Source organism: Nonomuraea sp. NPDC003201, assembly GCF_053590415.1.
In genome coordinates this window covers 1-18,756 of record NZ_JBSFTC010000101.1, presented here as the reverse complement: position 1 = coordinate 18,756, position 18,756 = coordinate 1, and the positions used below count along the sequence as shown (strand labels likewise).

Below are 18,756 nucleotides of genomic sequence, written 5' to 3'. Positions count from 1 at the left end.
ATGATCTGCCAAATCTACGCGCGGGGCCAGTGAAAACCTCGCGCACACGCGATCCGAATTCACTGTGAGGTCAGTTCCAGTGCTGCGGGCGGTGGTAGACGCACCCGTCGGATGCCTGGACGACGTCGGGAAGCTGAGACCGGCGGATCACGGCATGACCCAGCGGGAACCACGCGTCGCTGACGCGCTGCAGAATCTCGGAGCGCCTTCGGGGCGGGAGCACGGTGATCACCCGTGTCTTGATCGCAAGCTCGTCATTCAGCCGCCTGATGGCATGAACCGCCGCGCATAGGTCAGAGTCGGCCGACACGAGCATGACCGCGTCCACCTGGCGTGTCGCGACATCCGCCACCATGGCCGCGCCGAGCGCCACATCGGACTGCTTCTCGGCGTAGGTCCGGCGCGTCGCTCCGCAAGAGTGGCACTGCACCGACTGCTGCTGGTATCTCCCCATGACGACCTGCACGCCGAGGCTTGCCGTCGCGGCCAGATACGTCTCCTGCCGTGCCACGGCCGGGGGATCGTTGCGGATCGCCGCGGTGAAGTAGCTGACACCCACAAGGCGCTGATGCGGCCGCAGCAGGTGCGTCGCCATGGCACGCAGATCGAGCCAGAGATGCCGCCGTCTCCCGAGCTCCCTCAGGCCGTAGTACAGGTTGAACCCGTCGACATAGACGCCGACGCGCTCGATTCCGGGATTCGACTTGTCGCTCACCGCTATCACGCCCTAACATGGAGTCACCCGCCCGGGGGTACGTTCCCGGGTATGACGGCCCCCGACAGGGGGCCGTTTCTTTTGCCAGCGCGCCCGATGTTAGTAAACAGTGAGTAAGCGTGCGGTGACTTTTCGTCAACAGGTTCCCACTACTCCACGTGGATGGAGAACCCCTCCCCGCTGACCACCTGCCCCGAGCGGATCTTGGCGCGCTTGCGCAGCTCCACCTCGCCGTCCACCAGCACCAGCCCCTCGGCGATCAGCAGCTTGGCCATGCCGCCCGTCTCCGTGATCCCGCAGTACTTCAGCAGGTCACACAGCGGGATGTACTCGGAGCGCAGTTCGAAATCCACAAGCCCCAACCCTAGATGCCGCGCATCCGCAGCACGTGCAGGGCCAGGGTCAGGTTGAGGCGCAGGTGCGGGTCGTCGGTGAAGTTGCCGAGCAGGCGCTCCAGCTTCCCGATCCGGTAGCGGAGGGTGTTGTAGTGGAAGTGGAGGCGCCGCGCCGTCTCGGCCACGTTCATGTTGGTCTCCAGGAGCACCTGCAGGGTGCGGCGCAGGTCGGCGTTCTCGGCGTCGGCGTCGGCCGCCAGCGGGCCGAGCGTCTCGCGTACGAAGGCGTGCAGCTCCTCCGTGTCGTTGACCAGGGACAGCAGCCGGTAGACGCCGAGCTGGTCGAAGTGGGCGACGGCGCCGGGCCCGTGCAGTTGGCGGCCCACCCGGGCCGCCTTCAGCGCCTGCGAGTACGCCTCCGGCAGCGTCTCCGCCCCCGGGCTGGGCCGGGAGGTGCCGGTCGAGAACGTCGCGGGCGGCACGTCGGCGAAGCCCGAGGCCGCGTCCTTGGCGACCCGGGTCGCGTCGATCGAGGCGTCCACCACGGCCACCACCTCGTGCGAGAACCCCGCGACCGCCCCGCGCGGGTCGTGCCGGCGCATCGCCGCCGTCCAGCACGCCACCAGCCGGTCCTGGGCGCTGCGCTCATCGCCGTCCGGGTCCAGCTCGGCCACCAGTACGGTCACCGGCCGCGCCAGGTCCCACCCGAACGCCCGCGCCCGGGCCGTGACCCGCTCCGCCGTGCCCGCCCGGCCGGTGAGCACGTCGCGCAGGAAGTCGGCGCGGTACTTGCTCTCGACGGCGTTGACCGCCTCCTGCCGGGTGACGACCAGCGCGGCCACGGTGGCGGCGCGTTCGAGGATGCCGACGTCGCTGTCGCGGATCGTCCCGGACGGGCTGTAGGCGACGATCCTCCCGTGGTGGTGGCCCCCGGCCAGCACGGGCACCGAGGCGAACGACCGTACCCGCCCCGAGGCGGACGTACGGGGCAGGCCCTCCCGGGAGATCGACTCGCGCAGGACGGCCACCTGCTCGGCCGGACCCGCGGTGGCCAGCACCCGGCCCGAGCCGTCCACGGCCGCCACCGACACGTCGAGCAGCTGGGCCACCTCCGCGGCCACCTCGTTGAGCCCGCCCCCGGCCAGCACCACCTGCACCAGCGCCCGGTGCGCCTCCTCGGCACGGGCGAGCACGGCGGCCTGGCGGTTGAGGATGTCGGTCAGCACCTGGTTGAGGATGTCGTCGAACCCGACGTCGTTCGGCAGCAGGATGAGCGGGAAGCCGAGCCGGTCGGCCTGCTCGACCATCTCGTCGGGCAGCTCGTCCACATATCGGCCGAGTTTGATCGCCAGTGCCGACAGGCCGCGCTCGTCCAGGTCGGCGACCAGCCGGCCGAGCGACTGCGGCGTGTTGCGCAGCGGGTAGCCGGTGGTCAGCAGCAGCTCGTGCGGCTTGACCCAGGCCAGGATGTCGGGGACCTCCATGACGTTCAGCCGCTGAACGATGCGGCCCAGCCCGCTCTCCCCCGCGATCAGCCTGGCCTCGGCGAGGGTGGAGACGCCGAGCACCTCTCCGACGGAAACGCCGTGAATGATCGTCCCGGTGCTGGCGAGACGGACGGGGGGCTCCATGTGGAGATTGTGACCCCAGAAACCGTCTGTCAGGAAGAGCCAACCTTCCCGCTGACTGTTGGCAAATTTACCCGTACGGAGGGTTCCCCGGCCGTTTTACGGTCAGGTCCAAGGTCGGATCGGAGGTTCGGTGACCGTAAGTACTCATGCGAGGCGTACCCGCATCCACGTCACGGGCGCGGCCAGCACGGCGGTACGCCCCGTCCTGGAGTCGCCGCGCCGCCCCGCGCGGGTGCTCGCCGCGTTCCCGGCGGGGGTCTATCTCGAGGTCAGGACCGACCTGGAGCCTTCGGTGATCGCCGTCATCACGGGGGCGGCCATCCGGTTGCCCAACTCCGTGCTGCTGGCCGGCGCGCTGCCGAGCGTCACGGTGGGTGACGAAGCCTCGGTAGGCGACCGCACTATCGAGCTGGGCCCGCTGAGCCTGGGCGTGCGCCGCTGGTGGGACCCTGCCCCGCCGCTGGGCCGGATCGATCGGGCCCGGCTCGAACAGGCCGCCGCCCGCTTCGGCGACCCGCCACAACCGGGGCTGGCCGGGAACGGCGCCGTCGAGCTGCTGGCCGACAGCTGCGCGAAGGGCTGGCTGCTGGGGGCCGTGACGGCGGCCGAGCAGCTCATGGGCCTGGGGCCCGGCCTGACGCCGAGCGGCGACGACGTCCTGGCGGGCCTGCTGGTGACGTTGCGGCACCTGGGCGCGGCGGCCGGGGCGGAGCGGGCGGTCTGGCTGGCCGACTGGCTGGCGGCGACCGTCACGTTCGACGCGAGGACGCGTACGACGCCCATTTCGGCCACGCTCCTGCACTGCGCGGCCAGGGGCGAGAGCAGCCCCGAGGTGACCGCGGTGCTGCGCGGCATCACGGGCGGGCAGTCCTTCGAACCGGCCCTGCACCGCCTCCACGGCCTCGGCCACACCTCGGGCTCCGATCTGGCCCAGGGCGTCGCCATCGGCGTGACCGCCGTCCTCTCGCTGAGCGGGCCGCGATGAGCGCCGACACGGTGCTGGTACGGAAGGGCGCGTACGTCGACTCCATCTCCCTGATGCGCATAAGTCGGGCGCTGACCGAAATGTCGGGCGTGGAGGCCGCCATGGTCGCCATGGCCACCGACCTGAACCTCGCCGTCCTCCGCGACCTGGGCTTCACCGTCCCGCGGGCCGGCCCCGGCGACCTCCTCATAGCCGTACGCGCCCGCGACGCCGCCGCGGCCGTCGAGGAGGCCGACCGGCAGCTCGCGAGCTTCGACCGCCCGGAGTCGACCACGGCTGACCAGCCCCCGCTGACCACCCGCTCGGCCACCGGCACCCCGGCCGACCTGGTGCTGGTCTCCACCCCGGGCGAGCACGCCTTCGCCGAGGCGCTGGACGCCGTCCAGGCCGGGCTCCCCGTCATGATCTTCAGCGACGGCGTCCCCGTGGCCCAGGAACGGCGCCTCAAGGAGCTCGCGGAGGCCGCGGACGTCCTCGTGATGGGCCCCGACTGCGGCACCGCCGTGATCGGCGGCGTCGGCCTGGGCTTCGCGAACGTCCTCACCCCCGGCCCCGTCGGCGTGGTGGCCGCGTCCGGCACCGGGGCCCAGCAGGTGACGTCCCTGCTCGACTGGGCCGGCACCGGCGTCAGCCACGTGCTCGGCGTGGGCGGCAGGGACCTGTCCGCCGAGGTGGGCGGCCTGTCCACGCTGCGGGCCCTGCGCATGCTGGACGAGGACCCGGCCACCGAGCTGATCGTGCTGATCTCCAAGCCGCCGTCCCCCGGGGTGGCGGCGACCGTACGGGAGGCCGTGGGACGCCTGCGCACGCCGGTGGTTCCCGCGCTGCTCCCCGAGTCCGACCTGACGGAGGCGACCGAGCGGGTCCTGCGCGCGCTCGGCCGGCCGGTGCCCGAGTGGCCCTCCTGGCCCGCGTGGTCGGGCAAGCAGAGCCGGATCAAGGCCATCAAAGGCGTCTATTCCGGGGGGACGCTCAGCACCGAGGCCGCGCTGGTGGCGGGCAAGGGCGAGTTCGTCGACTACGGGGACGACGCCTACACCAGGGGCCGGGCGCATCCCATGATCGACCCGACCCTGCGCGTCGAGGCCTTGGCCCGCGCCCAGGAGACGGACCTGGTGCTCATGGACGTCGTGCTCGGCCACGGCGCCGACCCCGACCCGGCCGCCTCGCTCGCGCACGCCGTCGCCCGCACCCCCGCCACCGTCGTGATCGCGCTCATCGGCACCGAAGGCGACCCCCAGGACCTGCACCGCCAGGCCGCCGCCTTCCGGGAGGCGGGCGCGGCCGTCTTCACCTCCAACGCCCAGGCCGCCCGGCACGCCAGGAGCCTTCTATGAGCCCGCTGTCCGTCCCGTCCCGCGTCATCACGGTGGGCGCGGGCCTGCTCGACGAGGCGCTCAGGACGCAGGCCGTCGAGACGACGCCGGTGTCCTGGCGCCCGCCGCTGCCCGGCACCGCCGAGGCCCTGGCCGCGGTGCTCGCCGACCCGCGCAGGCAGGCCGCGAACGAGCTGGCCGTGAGCAGGCTGACCTCAGCCCGCCCGCACCTGGTGGGGGTGCGCCGGGCCTCGAAGGTGCTGGCGGCGGGAACGTTCTTGCACGCGGGCCCGCCCATCACGTGGGAGCGCGCGTCGGGCCCGATGCGCGGCGCGCTGATCGGCGCGATGCTGCTGGAGGGCCTGGCTGGCGACGAGCACGAGGCCGGGCGCAGGCTGGCGGCGGGCGAGATCGCGCTGAGCCCGTGCCACGAGCACGCCACCGTGGGCCCGATGGCGGGCGTGGTGAGCCCGTCCATGTGGCTGTTCGAGGTTCGCGACGACGAGCACGGCGGCACCGCGTACTGCTCGCTGAACGAGGGCCTGGGCAAGGTGCTCCGCTACGGCGCCTACGGGCCCGAGGTGCTGGAGCGGCTGCGCTGGATGGACGCGGTGCTCGGCCCCGCCCTGGCGGCGACGCTGGAGCGCACGGGGCCGATCGACCTGCGCTCGCTGATGGCGCAGGCCCTGCAGATGGGCGACGAGCTGCACAACCGCAACCGCGCCGCCACCTCGCTCCTGCTGCGCGAGCTGGCCCCGGCGGTGGTCGAGGCCGCCCCGGGCGCGGCGGCGGAGGTGCTGCGCTTCATCAACGGCAACGACCACTTCTTCCTGAACGCCGGCATGGCCGCCGCCAAGGTCAGCACGGACGCGGCCCGCGACGTGCCCGGCTCGTCCATGGTCGTCGCCATGGCCAGGAACGGCACCGACTTCGGCGTCCAGGTCTCGGGGCTGGGCGGGCGGTGGTTCACGGGGCCGGCCGGTGTGCCCGACGGGCTCTATCTCGGCTCGTACGGGCCGGACGACGCGAACCCCGACATCGGCGACTCCACGATCACGGAGACCTCGGGGCTGGGCGGATTCGCGATGGCGGCTGCGCCGGCCATCGTGCGGTTCGTGGGCGGCGAGGTGGCCGACGCGGTGCGGGCCACCCGTTCCATGTACGAGATCACGCTCGCCGAGCACCCGGGGTACCAGATTCCGGGGCTCGGCTTCCGCGGCACGCCGGTCGGCATCGATGTAACCCTCGTCGCGAGAACGGGCCTGCTGCCCGTGGTCAACACCGGCATCGCGGGCCGCGTCGCGGGAACCGGTCAAGTAGGAGCAGGCCTGGTCAAACCCCCTGTAGAGGCATTCACTACTGCATTGATCGCATTGGCGGAACAAGCCATCTGAATGGCGATATTTCCCCAGGTCAAAGCTTTTGTAAGGATGCTCCAGCTTCCCTTGCGCATGCCCCGCCGATATCGTAACGAACCACTTTAAATTGCTCGCAGCGCGGGATGGGGGCGGGATCATGGCAGCCGACCGCTTGCTCAGCGGCCCCGGCGCGGAAGGGGGCGCCCCGAGCGGCGCCCCGCAGAGCCAGGGCCGTCTGATCGGCCGGCGTTACCGGCTCATGTCACCTGTCGGCAGGGGCGGCATGGGCATGGTGTGGCACGCCCACGACGTCCTGCTCGACCGGGACGTGGCGGTCAAGGAGCTGATCCTCCCTTACGGGCTCGACCACTCGGGCATGCAGGGGGCCCACCGGCGCGTGCTGCGCGAGGCCAGGTCGGCCGCGCGGCTGACGCATCCCGGCATCGTCACCGTCCACGACGTGGTCGAGGAGGACGGCCGCCCGTGGATCGTGATGGAGCTGGTCCGCGCGTGGTCCCTGGAGCAGGCCGTACGCCAGAGCGGGCCGCTGCCGGTGCTGCAGGCGGCCGAGATCGGCATCCGGGTGCTCGACGCGCTCAGGCACGCGCACTCCGCGGGGATCCTGCACCGCGACATCAAGCCCGGCAACGTGCTGCTGACCCAGGACCGGGTGGTGCTGACCGACTTCGGCATCGCGGCCATCGAGGGCGACGTGGCGATCACGCAGACCGGGCTGCTCATGGGGTCGCCCGCGTACATCCCGCCGGAGCGCCTGTCCGGGCAGCCGATCACGCAGGCGGCCGACCTGTGGTCGTTCGGCGCGACGCTGTACGCCGCCCTCGAGGGGCGGCCGCCGTACGAGGGGCCCGACCCGGTGGCAGTGCTCGGCGCGGTGCTCACGCAGGAGCCGATCGCGCCCCAGCGGGCCGGCTCGCTGATGCCGGTGGTCGAGGGCCTGCTGCGCAAGGACCCGGCCCAGCGGCTGACCTCCGACCAGGTCATCGAGATGCTGGAGGCGGTGCTGCGCGCGCACGGCTCCGTCCGTCCGCGTCCGGCCGAGTCGCTGCCCACCGCCGGGTCCACCCCGGGGGACATGCCGGCCTCCGGGCTGCTGGACTCCCCGTCGGGGCCGATGCCGTCGCGGATCGTGGAGACGCCCTCGGGGCCGATACGCGTGCCGTACGACCCGATGAGCAGCCCGTCCGGTGGTCACTCGATGCCGTTCGACGGCCTGACGAGCCCCTCCGGCAGCCACCGGACCGACCAGCTGGTGCCGCCGCCGCCCGAGTTCGGCCATCCCTCGGGGGCCCAGCCCGCTTTCGGCATGCCCTCGGGTCCGCACCGGCCCCCCAGGGGCCGCGGCGACGAGTCCGGCCCGCAGCCGGCGCCGATCCTGCCGCTGACCACGGACAGCCGTACGTCGTCCGCCGCCACGCCGTGGCCGCTGGCCTCCGCCGAGGACCTGCGCGAGCAGTCGCGCGACCTGTCCCGCGACCTCGGCCACAACCGCCTGGCCACGCTGCCCAGCACGGCGCCGCGCACCGGCAAGAGCCGGCGCAGGCCCGACGAGGACGACGGGATATGGGTGCGCCGCGGGCGGCCGACGCCGCTCACGATCATCAGCGCGATCGTGGCGGTGGCCGCCGCCGTCGGCGCCGTCATGCTCCTCATGCCGGGCGGGTCGCCGTCCCCGCAGACGGCCACGTCGCAGGCCGCGACGTCCTCACCCGCCAAACCAGGGAACGCCGAGCCCTCGGCGATACCGTCGGGCTACACCGAGCACGGCACGGCCGGGTTCGCCGCCGCCGTGCCCGCGAACTGGAAGCCGGCGACGTCGGGCGGGGTGACCACGTTCAGCGGGCCGAAGGACTCCGGCATGCGGATCATGGTGCAGAAGGTGAGCCCGCAGACCGACGGAGGGCTGTCCGAGCTGGGCCGCCAGGAGGCCAAGGGCGGCGTGGAGGGCTACATCCAGGTGCAGCTCCAGGCCGTCGACTACCGCGGCTGGCAGGCCGCCGACTGGGAGTACACCTACACCACGGCCAGCGACGTCCCCATGCACGCGCTCACCCGGTACGTCACGATCGACGACATCACCGCGTACAAGATCACCTTCGACCTGCCCGAGCTCAAGTGGGACGACCAGGCGGAGACCCGCAAGGTGTTCCTGGACACGTTCCGGCGGGATGGCTGACGTATTGCACCGCTCATTCCAAAACGGGTAATGTTCGGCATATGGGGCGACCGAGGAAGTTCGAGGAGGAACGCGCCGTCGAGGCCGCGATGCGCGCGTTCTGGTCCGCGGGCTTCGAGGCCACCTCGACGGCGGACCTGTGCGCGGCCACCGGGCTCGGGCGCAGCAGCATCTACAACACCTTCGCCAGCAAGCACGACCTGTTCGTGAAGGCCCTGACCCGCTACATGGACCAGCACAACGCCACGCTCGCCGAGACGCTGGACGCCGACCTGCCGCTCAAGGAGAAGATCAGGACCGTCCTGTGGTGGGCCGTCGACCCCGAGCCCGGCGAGCCGCCCGGCTGCCTGGTGGTCAACTCGATGACCGAGCTGGCCCCGCACGACCCGGAGATCGCCGAGCTGCTGCGGCGCGACAACGACAGACGCCGGGAGATGGTCCGGGCCGCCATCGAGACCGGCCGCTCGCGGGGCGAGATCGCCCCGGACAGGGACCCGCTCGCGCTGGCGCACTTCGTCTTCGCCACCGTCAGCGGCCTGCGCGTGGCCGCGCGGGGCGGGACGGACCGGGACGGGCTCGAGTCGATCGCGAAAACCGCCCTGGGCGTTTTCTGATCTTTTTTACGCCCTCATTTTGAACCGACCAATCCAAAAAGGAGAACCACCATGCCCTTGGCCATCTACATATTGGGGCTTTCGATCTTCGCTCAGGGCACTTCGGAGCTCATGCTGGCCGGGCTGATCCCGGAGATGGCCGCCGACCTGCGGGTGTCCGTGCCCGAGGCGGGGCTGCTGATCTCGGCGTTCGCCATGGGGATGCTGGTGGGGGCGCCGGTGCTGGCCGTCCTCACGCTGCGCTGGCCACGGCGTACCGCGCTGCTGACGTTCATGGCGGTCTTCGTCCTGTCGCACGTCGCGGGCGCGCTGACGTCGAGCTACACCGTGGTGTTCGCCACCCGCGTCGTGGGCGCGTTCGTGTACGCGGGCTTCTGGGCCGTGGCGGCGAGCACGGCGGTCGGCCTGGTGCCCGCCAACGCCCGCGGCAAGGCGATGAGCGTGCTCGCCGGCGGCCTGACGGTCGCCACCATCGTCGGGCTGTCCCTGGGCACGGTCATCGGCCAGCACCTCGGCTGGCGGGCCGCGTTCTGGGCGGTCGCGGTGTTGTCGGCGCTGGCCGGAGCGGGCGTGCTCGGCACCATCCCGGGCGGCCGCCCGGAGGCCGGCGCGACCCCGCGCGTCTCCGACGAGCTGCGCTCCATGATCAACCCCAGGCTCTGGCTCGCGTACGGCACGACCGCGCTGACCACGGGAGCCCTGCTGGCCTCCTTCAGCTACCTGAGCGTGCTGCTGGTCGACACCACGGGCCTGGCGCCCGCCTGGGTGCCCGCGGTCCTGGCGCTCTACGGCGTCGGCTCGCTGATCGGGATCACCATCGGCGGCCGGACCGCCGACGCGCGGCCGTTCCCGTCCCTCTACCTCGGCGTCTCCGGCCTGATCGTCTGCTCGGTGGCGCTGGCCCTGACCGCGTCCGTCCCCGTGGCGGCCATCGCGCTGATCTTCCTGCTCGGCGCGTTCGGCTTCGGCATGAACCCCGCCCTGAACACCCGCGTCTTCTCCCTGGCCAAGGACGCCCCCACCCTGGCCGCCGCGGTGAACGTCTCCTCCTTCAACGTCGGCATCACCGTCGGCCCCTGGCTCGGCGGGCTGGCCATCGGCGCGGGCCTCGGCTACCCGTCCGTCGCCTGGATCGGGGCCGCGATCGGCGTGCTCGCCCTGGCCACCGTGGCCGTGGCGGGCGCTCTGCACCGCTCGCCGGCGCCGGAACGCGGTGGGGTACCTTCGGCCGTATGAAGCTGGCGAGCATCCACTTTTACCCCGTCAAGTCCACCGCGGGCCACCAGGTCCACGAGGCTGAAGTGCAGCCGTGGGGGCTCGCCGACGACCGCCGCTACCTGATCACCGACGAGCACGGCGAGCTCCTGACGGCCCGTCAGGAGCCCCGCCTGCTGGCCTGCGTGGCCCGGGTCGACGGCGGCTCGCTCACGCTGACCGGCCCGCACGCCGCCCCGCTGCGGGTCACGCCGACCGCCGTCATGTCCACGGTCAGCGTGGGCCGCACCCCCGTGGAGCTCACCGACTGCGGCGACGACGCGGCGGACTGGCTGTCCGGGCTGGTGGGCCGGCCCGTCCGGCTCAAGTGGCTCGACGACCCGACCCGCCGGCCGGTCAATCCGGAGTACGGGCGGCCGGACGACCGGGTGAGCCTGGCCGACGGCTATCCGCTGCTGCTCACGTCCAGCGCCTCGCTCGCCCTGCTCAACGACTGGATCGTGGAGACCGCGCTGGAGCGCGGCGAGGAGGCGCCGGAGCCGCTGCCCATGCACCGGTTCCGGCCGAACGTGGTGATCGACGGCGTCGGCACGCCGTTCGCGGAGGACGAGTGGAAGCGGGTGCGCATCGGCGCGGTCGACTTCCGGGTGAGCAAGCGGTGCGACCGGTGCGTGCTGACCACGATCGACACGTCCACGTACACGAAGGGCAAGGAGCCCATCAGGACGCTTTCGCGGCATCGCAGGTGGGACGGCAAGGTGTGGTTCGGCATCAACCTGATCCCGGACATGCCCGGACGCATCGCCCAGGGAGATTCAGTCACCATTCACTGAAATATCGCCCTTTGGGGTGATGTCAGGGGCTATGCGAGACTTCACGAGTGACCAGTGCCCCCACAACGCCCACTGTCTCGTCCTCTGACCGAATTCGCGGCGTCCAGCGCCGCACCCTGACCGTCCTGTCCGCGACGCAGATCGTGAGCGGGGTGGGGGTCGCCGTCGGGCTCGCGCTGAGCTCGGTGGTCGTGGACGAGCTCTCGGGCTCCACGGTGATCAGCGGCTTCGCGGGCACCGCGACCGTGCTCGGCGCGGCGCTGCTGGCCCTGCCCACGGCCAAGGCGTCGGGCAGCGGCGGCCGCCGGGCGGGCCTGTCGCTGGCGTACGCGGCGGCGCTGGCGGGCTGCCTGATCTCGGCGCTCGCGATCAGCCTGCGTACGTGGCCGCTGCTGCTGGCGGGCCTGGTGCTCGTGGGCGGCGGGAGCGCGGGCAGCCTGGCCGCGCGTTACTCGGCCACGGACCTGTCGCCCAAGGGCCGCTCGGCCAGGCACCTGTCACTGGTCGTCTGGGCCTCCACGATCGGCTCCGTGGCCGGCCCGAACCTGGCCAGGCCCACCGACCAGATCGGCATGCGGCTGGGGCTGGTGGAGAAGGCGGGGCCGTTCGTGTTCGCGGCGCTGGCGTTCGCGGTGGCGCTGGCCCTGATCTTCTGCCTGCTGCGCCCCGACCCGCTCACGCTGGCCCGCTCCCTGAACGACGGCCCGGACGCCGGCCGCGGTCCCAAGGGGACGATCCGCACCGCCTGGCAGACCCTCCGCACCACCCCGACGGCCCGCCGCGCCCTCGTCATGATCGCGGTGAGCCACACGGCGATGGTGTCCGTCATGTCCATGACCCCGGTCAAACTCCACCACGACGGCTCGAACCTGGACGTCATCGGCCTCGTGATCAGCCTGCACATCGCGGGCATGTACGTGCTGTCGCCGGTGGTGGGCTGGCTGGCCGACAAGGCGGGCAAGGTGCCGGTGCTCGTGCTCGGCATGGCCCTGCTGCTGAGCGCCGCCACGCTCGCCGGCACGGCCGGGCATGCGGTCTGGCAGGTGACGGCCGCGCTGGTGCTGCTCGGCCTCGGCTGGTCGTGCGGCCTGGTGGCGGGCTCCGCCCTGGTCACGGAGTCCGTCCCGCTCGAAGGCCGCCCCGCCGTCCAGGGGCTCTCGGACCTGCTGATGAACGTCTGCGGCGCCACGGGCACGATCATCGCGGGCGCCATCGTGGGGATGCTCGGCTACGGCGTGCTCGGCCTGGTCGTGGGCATCATGGTGGCGCTCGCGGGCATCTGGCTGACCATCACCTGGCGCGCCGACCGCTCTTAGGCACTCGACGCGACCGTCACTTCGCGTCGGCGTAGGACGACACCGCCACCGCCTCCATGGGAAAGCGCACCGGCGTCGCCCCGAACAGCAGCCGGGTGGCCTCGACCGCGGCCGACGACACCGCGGCGATCACCTCCTCCGCCTGCTCCGCCGGGCAGTGCACCATCACCTCGTCGTGCTGGAAGAACACCAGCCGCGCCGGCTCCGGCAGCAACCCGCGCAGCACCGCCATCAGCGCCAGCGCCCACTCGGCCGCCGTGGCCTGCACCACGAAGTTGCGCGTGAACCGCCCCCGGTCCCGGGCCGCCCGCGTGCCCTCGGGCCCCGACACCAGCTCCTTCCACCGCGGCGAGGGCGGCGGGCTGGTGCGCCCGAGCCAGGAGCGCACGAGCCGCCCCTCCTCCCCGTCCTTGGCCGCGTCCTCCACGAACTGGTAGGCCCTGGGGAAGCGCTGCCGCATCACCGCCAGCAGCTTGGGCGCGTCACCGCTGGTGCCGCCGTACATGGCGGACAGCATCGCGATCTTGGCGTTGTCACGCTCGCCGCCGAACGACTGCGCCAGCGCCGAGTACAGGTCGATCTCCCCGGCGGCCCTGGCCAGCCCCACGTCGCCGGCCATCGCGGCCAGCACCCGCGGCTCCAGCTGGGCGGCGTCGGCGACGACCAGCACCCACCCCTCGTCGGCCACCACCACCCGGCGCATCACCTTGGGGATCTGCAGCGCCCCGCCGCCGCTGGTGGCCCAGCGCCCGGACACCACGCCGCCCACCACGTACTCGGGCCGGAAACGCCCGCCCCGCACCCACTGGTCGGCCCACACCCACCCGTGGAAGCTGTACAGCCGGGCCAGCTCCTTGTAGGCCAGCAGCGGCTTCACGGCGGGGTGGTCGATCTGCTTGAGCTCCCACGAGCGGGTGGTCTTCAACGCCACCCCCGCCCCCTTGAACGCCTTGACGAGCTGCTGCACCGAGTCGGGGTTGACCGGCTGGCCGAGGGCCGCGGTCACCTCGTCGGCCAGCGCCTGCAGCTTGGCCGGGCGCATGCCGTGGACGGGCCGCGGCCCGAGCAGCTCGGTCAGCAGCTCGTCGTGCACGTCGCGCCGCCAGGGCATGCCGTCGTACGACATCTCGGCCGCGATGAGCGCCCCCGCCGACTCGGCCGCCACCAGCAGCCGGAACCTGCCCGGCTCGGGCAGCGCCTCGATCCGGCGCAGCTGGTCGGCCAGCACCTCCGCCACGGCCTCGGCCGCGAGCGGCTCGGGCGCGAACAGCGTGCCGGGCGCGCTCGGCTGCTCCTCCGGCACCGGCCGCCCGTGCAGCCGGGCGTGGGCGGCCCTGGCCGAGCGGCTCTCGCCGTAGCGGCCCTCGTACGCGAGCAGCAGCCCCTCGGTGAGCGCGACGTCGTGGCAGCGCGAGACCCGCGCGCCCGCGCTCAGCAGGTCGGGATAGACCTCCCGCGCGTCGGCCCACACCCACCGCGGGCGCTCGGCGTCCTCCAGCTCGCGTACGGCCCCCGCCAGGTCGGCGGGACGCCGAGCCGAGCCGCCCACGGGCAGCAGCGTCTCTCCGGCGACCACGACATGCACGTGGTCAAGAGTGCCAAACGGCTACGACAAAGCGATGCGCACCTCGTCCTCCATCGGCGGATCGACCTCCTGGGCCCGGCACCCCGTGGCGGCGAAGCACCGCACGGTCAACTCCTCGGGGGTGACCGACAGGTGCAGGAACTGCTTGAAGAACGGCGGCGTGTCCCAGTCGGACAGCTCCGACAGGTAGCGGTGGAACACCTTGTCCACCGGCAGCCTGAGCGGCCACGGCCATGCCCCGAGCAGCCGCGCCGCCCACCGCATCCTGCGGGTGATCGTGACCGGGCCCTGGGGGGTCCGGACCGGCTCGTTCTTGATCTGGTCCGACATGACGCACAGGGCCTCGGAGGGTGTGAGGTACATCCACTTCATCCGCAGGCGGTGCGCGTACAGCTGGCTGTAGAAGGACAGGGAGTCGCCGCGCAGCGGGTAGCACCTGAAGTCGTCCTCGTGCACGCCCTTGACGTCGACCCGCTGGATCGTGTGCGTGGCGTGCATGAAGGCGCCGCCGCCGCCGGACACGATGTACTGGATCACCCGGTCGCCCACTTTGACCGGGTAGCGCTGGTAGTTGTGCACGTCTCCGCCGATGGCCGCGACGTAATGGTTCGCCGGGTCGCGCACGATGTCGTCGATCGTGCCGCCTTCCTCCAGCGGTGAGGGCTTGTAGACGTTCCCGGTGTAGATGGGCTTGCCCGTGACGAGGATCTTCGGCCGCGGATCGCGCGAGACGCGCCGCAGCCACGCGGTCTGCCCCTTGTCGATGATGTTCTTGATGCCGGTGTCGACGCCGACGATCAGCAGGCTGTCGCTCTCGATCACCCAGTACGGCCCCGGCTGCGTCACTTGCTGGGACGGCTTGCCCCTGAGCTCCCGCGCCTGCGCCAGCCCTTCTTCGTCGATGGCCTCCGGCTTGCGCCACAGCAGGCCGCGCAGCCAGCGGTCCGGCTTCGGCTTGAGCGCCGGCGCGTCACAGAAGACCCGCATGAAACCGCCGAGCCCGTCGTACCAGTCGTGGTTTCCGGGGACGGCGTAGATCGGGGCGTCATAGTCCTTGTACGGACGGAAGAACTTGTCCCCGTACTCGTTTCCCGATCCCGTCGGATAGATCACATCGCTCGCAATGACGGCGAACGACGTGTCTTCCCCCACTTTCAACATCCCCGGAACAACGGCGTACTGGGATGCGTCTCCCTCGCCTGTATCACCGAGCAGGAGGAAACTGAAATTTCCCCCGACCGGCGGTTTTATACGAAATGCCGGATCAATCCCCCGCGCTTCCTGAGCCGCCACCCATCGCGCCCGAACCTCTCCCGACGGATCCCCGAACAACCCCGCGAGGATGTCGTTACGCGATCTCCACAGCGTCACCAAATTCAGCCAGGTAAACCCGTGATCGTTAGGTCTGAGCTGCGCGAACGTCCCCGTTTGTGTGCAGGCCCATCCTGCTCCCTCCTCTGACACCCTTGAGGAAAGCTGCTTTCCCCGCTCGGCCGCGACTTCCACCATGACCACATACTTACCGCGATCACCCATTCGCGCACCCGGAACGCTCCGTACCGTAAGGAACACAGAAGGTTCGCAATGGTGTACCCTCAACCCCCCAAGCAAGCGGTAGGGACCGTCGAGGGGGGTGCTCCATGAGCCGTAACGGCCCTGACGACACGACCCGGAGCGGCACTTCCGACGTTGAGGCCATCGAGGGTCTGCTGGCATACGCGCAAACCCGGTCATCCCGCTGGAGCGGGGCGGCCCTCAAACGGGTCAGCGACGCGGTCGCGCGCAGCCGGGCCCTCGACGCACGTGCTCCGGGCACGCACACGGCCCTGCTGGCCCGCAGCCTGCTCGCCAAGGCGAAACTCCTGCTCAAGCGGAACCGGGCAGCGGAGGCGCTCCCCCTGGCGCAGGAGGCGGTGGCGCTCACCCGGCTGACGGGCGGCGCCCCGCTGGCGGTGGCACTGTACTGCCTGGCCACCACCCTCGAGTCCCTCCACCGCTACAGCGAAGCCGCCGCCGCGATCGCGGAAGCCGACCAGATCCTCCCCCCGCACGAACCCTGACCCATCCGAACCAACGGAGCCAGGGGGTCGGGCTACGCGGCCGGGGGTGGGATGAGGGCGCCGGGGTTGAGGATGCCGGCGGGGTCGAGCCGGTCCTTGACCGCCTGCAGGATGCCCACCCCCACCGGCCCCACCTCGGCCGCATAAGCGTCCCGGTGGTCGCGTCCGACCCCGTGGTGGTGGGTGATCGTGCCGCCGGCCGCCACGATGGCCGCGTTCACCGCCTCCTTGGCGTGCTCCCACTGCCCCACCGGGTCCCCCTCCTGCGCGACGACGACCGTGAAGTACAGCGAGGCCCCGGTCTCGTACACGTGGGAGACGTGGCACATGACGAGCGGCGAGCCGAACGCGCCCGCCAGGGCAAGCCGCACCGCGTCGTAGAGCCGTGGCAGGTTGGCCCAGAACCCGGCCGTCTCCAGGGTCTCGACGGTGGCTCCGGCCCCGAGCAGCGAGTCGCGGAGGTACGGCGCGGAGAAGCGCCCGTGCTCCCACGCCTCCCCCGGCTCGGCGCCCAGCGGCTCGCCTCCCATCCGGGTCAGCACGGCGGCGGCCCCGGCCTGCCGGGCGGCCGCCGAGCCCCATCCGGAAACCGAGGCGGGGGTGCTCTCGTAGCCGGCGATCAGGAGGCAGCCCGAGCCGCCCGAGCCGATGGCGTCCGGCTTCGCCAGGCCGATCATGGTCTCGGTCTCGTCCGAGAGCCGGAGCACCGTCGGGAGCGGCCCCTCCTGGGCGAGTGCGCGCACCGCCGCCGTCCCCTCCGCGAACGTCCCGAACCGCCACCCCTCGTACCGCTGCTCGTCAGGAGCCCGCCGCACCCTCAGCCGCAGGGACGTGATGACCCCGAAGGCGCCCTCGGAGCCCAGCACGAGCTGGCGCAGATCGGGCCCGGCCGCCGACTTGGGGGCGCGCCCGAGGTCCAGGGTGCCGGTGGGCGTGGCCACCGTGAGGCCCACGACCATGTCGTCGAAGCGCCCGTAGCCCGCGGAGGCCTGGCCGCTGGAGCGGGCCGCCGCGAAGCCGCCGAGGGTGGCGTACTCGAAGGACTGGGGGAAGTGGCCCAGCGTGAGGCCGTGCGCGGCGAGCAGCCGTTCGGCCTCGGGGGCGCGTACGCCGGGCTCGAAGGAGGCCACGAGGGACTCCAGGTCCACGGAGAGCAGGCGGTCGAGCCGGCCCAGGTCGAGGGCGATCACCCCCGTGAAGCCCGAGCCGGAGGCGGTGAGGCCGCCCACCACGGAGGTGCCGCCGCCGAAGGGGATCACGGCGACGCGTTCGGCGGAGCACAACCGCAGCAGCTCGGCCACCTCCTCGTGCGAGCCGGGCAGCACCACCGCGTCGGGCGCGGCCGAGCCGTCCCCCGCACGCATCCGCAGCAGGTCGGGGGTGGACTTGCCGCGCGTGTGGCGGACGCGGGCCTCGTGCGAGGTCAGCACGTACGCGGAGCCGACCACCCCGGCCAGCGCGCCGAGCAGCGGCTCGGGCAGGGCGACGGGCGGCAGGCGCACCGATTCGAGGCCGACGGCGGGGACGTCCGGGGCGCGGACGCCGAGGAAGTCGCGCAGGAGCGCGCGGACCTGCTCGGGCAGTTCGCGGGCGAGAGCCGGGTCGCCCCAGCCGGACCACAGCATCGGTTCTCCAGTCACGTTTACACTGTGACACATGACGTCGATTCGTCACAACGATGGGGTGCTGGACGCGGCCCGCGACTGCGTGCTGGCCTACGGCGTGCGCAGGACGACGCTCACCGACGTGGCGCGCCGGGCGGGGGTGTCGCGGATGACGATCTACCGCCGCTGGCCCGACGTGCGCACGCTGGTCGCGGACCTGATGACCAGGGAATGGGTGCGGGTGGTCGAGGAGCTCGACCTGGCGGACCCGGTGCGCGCGGTCGTCGAGGGGGTCAGGGGGCTGCGCTCCCATCCGCTGTGGCGGAAGATCGTGGAAGCGGATCCGGAGCTGCTGCTGCCGTACCTGCTCGACCGGCGCGGCGCCAGCCACGAGGCGATACTCGAGGTGCTGGAGCGCGCCGTCGGGGATCCGGGCAGGGCGCGTGCGGTGCTGCTGGTGGCGCAGTCGTTCCTGCTGTCGGCGCCCACGATGCTCGGCCCGGTGACCATGGACGAGCTCGACGCCGAGCTCACCGCCCTGCTGGAGGCCTATCTTGGATAGCTCGCATGGAGGCACCTTGGACAACAGCTCGCTGAACGCCCGCAGAAGATCCCGTGAGCTGCGCCGCGTCGCGGAGGAACGGCTCGACGTGCTGGTGGTCGGGCTCGGCGCGACCGGCGCCGGCGCCGCGCTGGACGCCGCGTCCCGTGGGCTCAGCGTAGCGGCGATCGACGCGCACGACCTGGCTTTCGGGACGTCCAGGTGGAGTTCCAAGATGATCCACGGCGGCCTGCGCTATCTGGCCAAGGGGCAGGTGGACGTCGCCTACGAGAGCGCGGTCGAGCGCGGCATCCTGCTCCGCACGACGGCTCCGCACCTGGTCTCGGCCCACCCGTACCTGCTGCCGCTGACGAAGGCGGTCTCGCGGCGGCAGGCGGCGCTCGTGATGAGCGGCTACCGGCTCGGCGACGGCCTGCGGGCCGCCGCGCGCACG

At 72.1% G+C, this 18,756-nt stretch carries 17 protein-coding genes; 11 read left to right on the top strand and 6 right to left on the bottom strand.

The window, feature by feature from the left end:
• Nucleotides 1–70: 70 nt before the first annotated feature.
• From ACWDX9_RS30025 to ACWDX9_RS30015, 3 genes are all read right to left on the bottom strand, one after another.
• Nucleotides 71–715, bottom strand: a complete 645-nt coding sequence (locus ACWDX9_RS30025) for an NYN domain-containing protein (RefSeq protein ID WP_350722617.1) — start codon at nucleotides 713–715, stop codon at nucleotides 71–73.
• 149 nt (nucleotides 716–864) lie between these two features.
• Entirely contained in the window at nucleotides 865–1,068 is a 204-nt protein-coding gene (locus ACWDX9_RS30020) for an RNA-binding S4 domain-containing protein (RefSeq protein WP_350722619.1), read from the bottom strand.
• 11 nt (nucleotides 1,069–1,079) lie between these two features.
• On the bottom strand, nucleotides 1,080–2,681 hold the full coding sequence (locus tag ACWDX9_RS30015) for a PucR family transcriptional regulator ligand-binding domain-containing protein (RefSeq protein ID WP_449959700.1): 1,602 nt from the start codon (nucleotides 2,679–2,681) through the stop codon (nucleotides 1,080–1,082).
• A 130-nt stretch (nucleotides 2,682–2,811) separates the two neighbouring features.
• Here ACWDX9_RS30015 and ACWDX9_RS30010 point away from each other — a divergent pair, with 130 nt between their 5' ends.
• The 8 genes from ACWDX9_RS30010 to ACWDX9_RS29975 all read left to right on the top strand — a co-directional run bounded on the left by ACWDX9_RS30010 (nucleotide 2,812) and on the right by ACWDX9_RS29975 (nucleotide 12,512).
• On the top strand, nucleotides 2,812–3,666 hold the full coding sequence (locus ACWDX9_RS30010; protein WP_449959698.1) for a DUF2877 domain-containing protein: 855 nt from the start codon (nucleotides 2,812–2,814) through the stop codon (nucleotides 3,664–3,666).
• Nucleotides 3,663–5,003 (top strand): FdrA family protein, encoded by a 1,341-nt coding sequence (locus tag ACWDX9_RS30005; protein ID WP_449959696.1) that lies wholly within the window; start codon nucleotides 3,663–3,665, stop codon nucleotides 5,001–5,003. The genes ACWDX9_RS30010 and ACWDX9_RS30005 overlap by 4 nt, the downstream gene beginning before the upstream one ends.
• Complete coding sequence (locus tag ACWDX9_RS30000; protein ID WP_449959695.1) at nucleotides 5,000–6,376, top strand: DUF1116 domain-containing protein; 1,377 nt, start codon at nucleotides 5,000–5,002, stop codon at nucleotides 6,374–6,376. The genes ACWDX9_RS30005 and ACWDX9_RS30000 overlap by 4 nt, the downstream gene beginning before the upstream one ends.
• Nucleotides 6,377–6,497: 121 nt before the next feature.
• Nucleotides 6,498–8,534, top strand: a complete 2,037-nt coding sequence (locus tag ACWDX9_RS29995) for a protein kinase domain-containing protein (protein ID WP_449959693.1) — start codon at nucleotides 6,498–6,500, stop codon at nucleotides 8,532–8,534.
• A gap of 41 nt (nucleotides 8,535–8,575) precedes the next feature.
• A complete protein-coding gene (locus ACWDX9_RS29990; RefSeq protein WP_449959692.1) occupies nucleotides 8,576–9,148 on the top strand; it encodes a TetR/AcrR family transcriptional regulator in 573 nt (190 codons plus the stop codon).
• A gap of 51 nt (nucleotides 9,149–9,199) precedes the next feature.
• Nucleotides 9,200–10,384, top strand: a complete 1,185-nt coding sequence (locus ACWDX9_RS29985; RefSeq protein ID WP_449959691.1) for a Cmx/CmrA family chloramphenicol efflux MFS transporter — start codon at nucleotides 9,200–9,202, stop codon at nucleotides 10,382–10,384.
• Nucleotides 10,381–11,196 (top strand): MOSC domain-containing protein, encoded by an 816-nt coding sequence (locus tag ACWDX9_RS29980; RefSeq protein WP_449959690.1) that lies wholly within the window; start codon nucleotides 10,381–10,383, stop codon nucleotides 11,194–11,196. The genes ACWDX9_RS29985 and ACWDX9_RS29980 overlap by 4 nt, the downstream gene beginning before the upstream one ends.
• Nucleotides 11,197–11,243: 47 nt before the next feature.
• Nucleotides 11,244–12,512 (top strand): MFS transporter, encoded by a 1,269-nt coding sequence (locus ACWDX9_RS29975; protein WP_449959689.1) that lies wholly within the window; start codon nucleotides 11,244–11,246, stop codon nucleotides 12,510–12,512.
• A 16-nt stretch (nucleotides 12,513–12,528) separates the two neighbouring features.
• Here ACWDX9_RS29975 and ACWDX9_RS29970 read toward each other — a convergent pair whose 3' ends face one another.
• A complete protein-coding gene (locus tag ACWDX9_RS29970; protein ID WP_449959688.1) occupies nucleotides 12,529–14,097 on the bottom strand; it encodes a bifunctional 3'-5' exonuclease/DNA polymerase in 1,569 nt (522 codons plus the stop codon).
• A 21-nt stretch (nucleotides 14,098–14,118) separates the two neighbouring features.
• Nucleotides 14,119–15,312, bottom strand: a complete 1,194-nt coding sequence (locus ACWDX9_RS29965; protein WP_449959727.1) for a metallophosphoesterase family protein — start codon at nucleotides 15,310–15,312, stop codon at nucleotides 14,119–14,121.
• A gap of 425 nt (nucleotides 15,313–15,737) precedes the next feature.
• Here ACWDX9_RS29965 and ACWDX9_RS29960 point away from each other — a divergent pair, with 425 nt between their 5' ends.
• Nucleotides 15,738–16,157 (top strand): hypothetical protein, encoded by a 420-nt coding sequence (locus ACWDX9_RS29960; protein WP_449959686.1) that lies wholly within the window; start codon nucleotides 15,738–15,740, stop codon nucleotides 16,155–16,157.
• Nucleotides 16,158–16,189: 32 nt separating this feature from the next.
• Here the strand turns inward: ACWDX9_RS29960 and ACWDX9_RS29955 are convergent, their stop codons facing one another.
• Nucleotides 16,190–17,782, bottom strand: a complete 1,593-nt coding sequence (locus ACWDX9_RS29955) for an FAD-binding oxidoreductase (protein ID WP_449959725.1) — start codon at nucleotides 17,780–17,782, stop codon at nucleotides 16,190–16,192.
• A 31-nt stretch (nucleotides 17,783–17,813) separates the two neighbouring features.
• On the opposite strand from ACWDX9_RS29955, the gene ACWDX9_RS29950 reads away from it, so the two are divergent.
• Both ACWDX9_RS29950 and ACWDX9_RS29945 read left to right on the top strand, forming a co-directional pair.
• On the top strand, nucleotides 17,814–18,323 hold the full coding sequence (locus tag ACWDX9_RS29950; RefSeq protein WP_449959684.1) for a TetR/AcrR family transcriptional regulator: 510 nt from the start codon (nucleotides 17,814–17,816) through the stop codon (nucleotides 18,321–18,323).
• A gap of 16 nt (nucleotides 18,324–18,339) precedes the next feature.
• The coding region (locus ACWDX9_RS29945; RefSeq protein ID WP_449959682.1) for an FAD-dependent oxidoreductase at nucleotides 18,340–18,756 on the top strand (417 nt) is incomplete at its 3' end.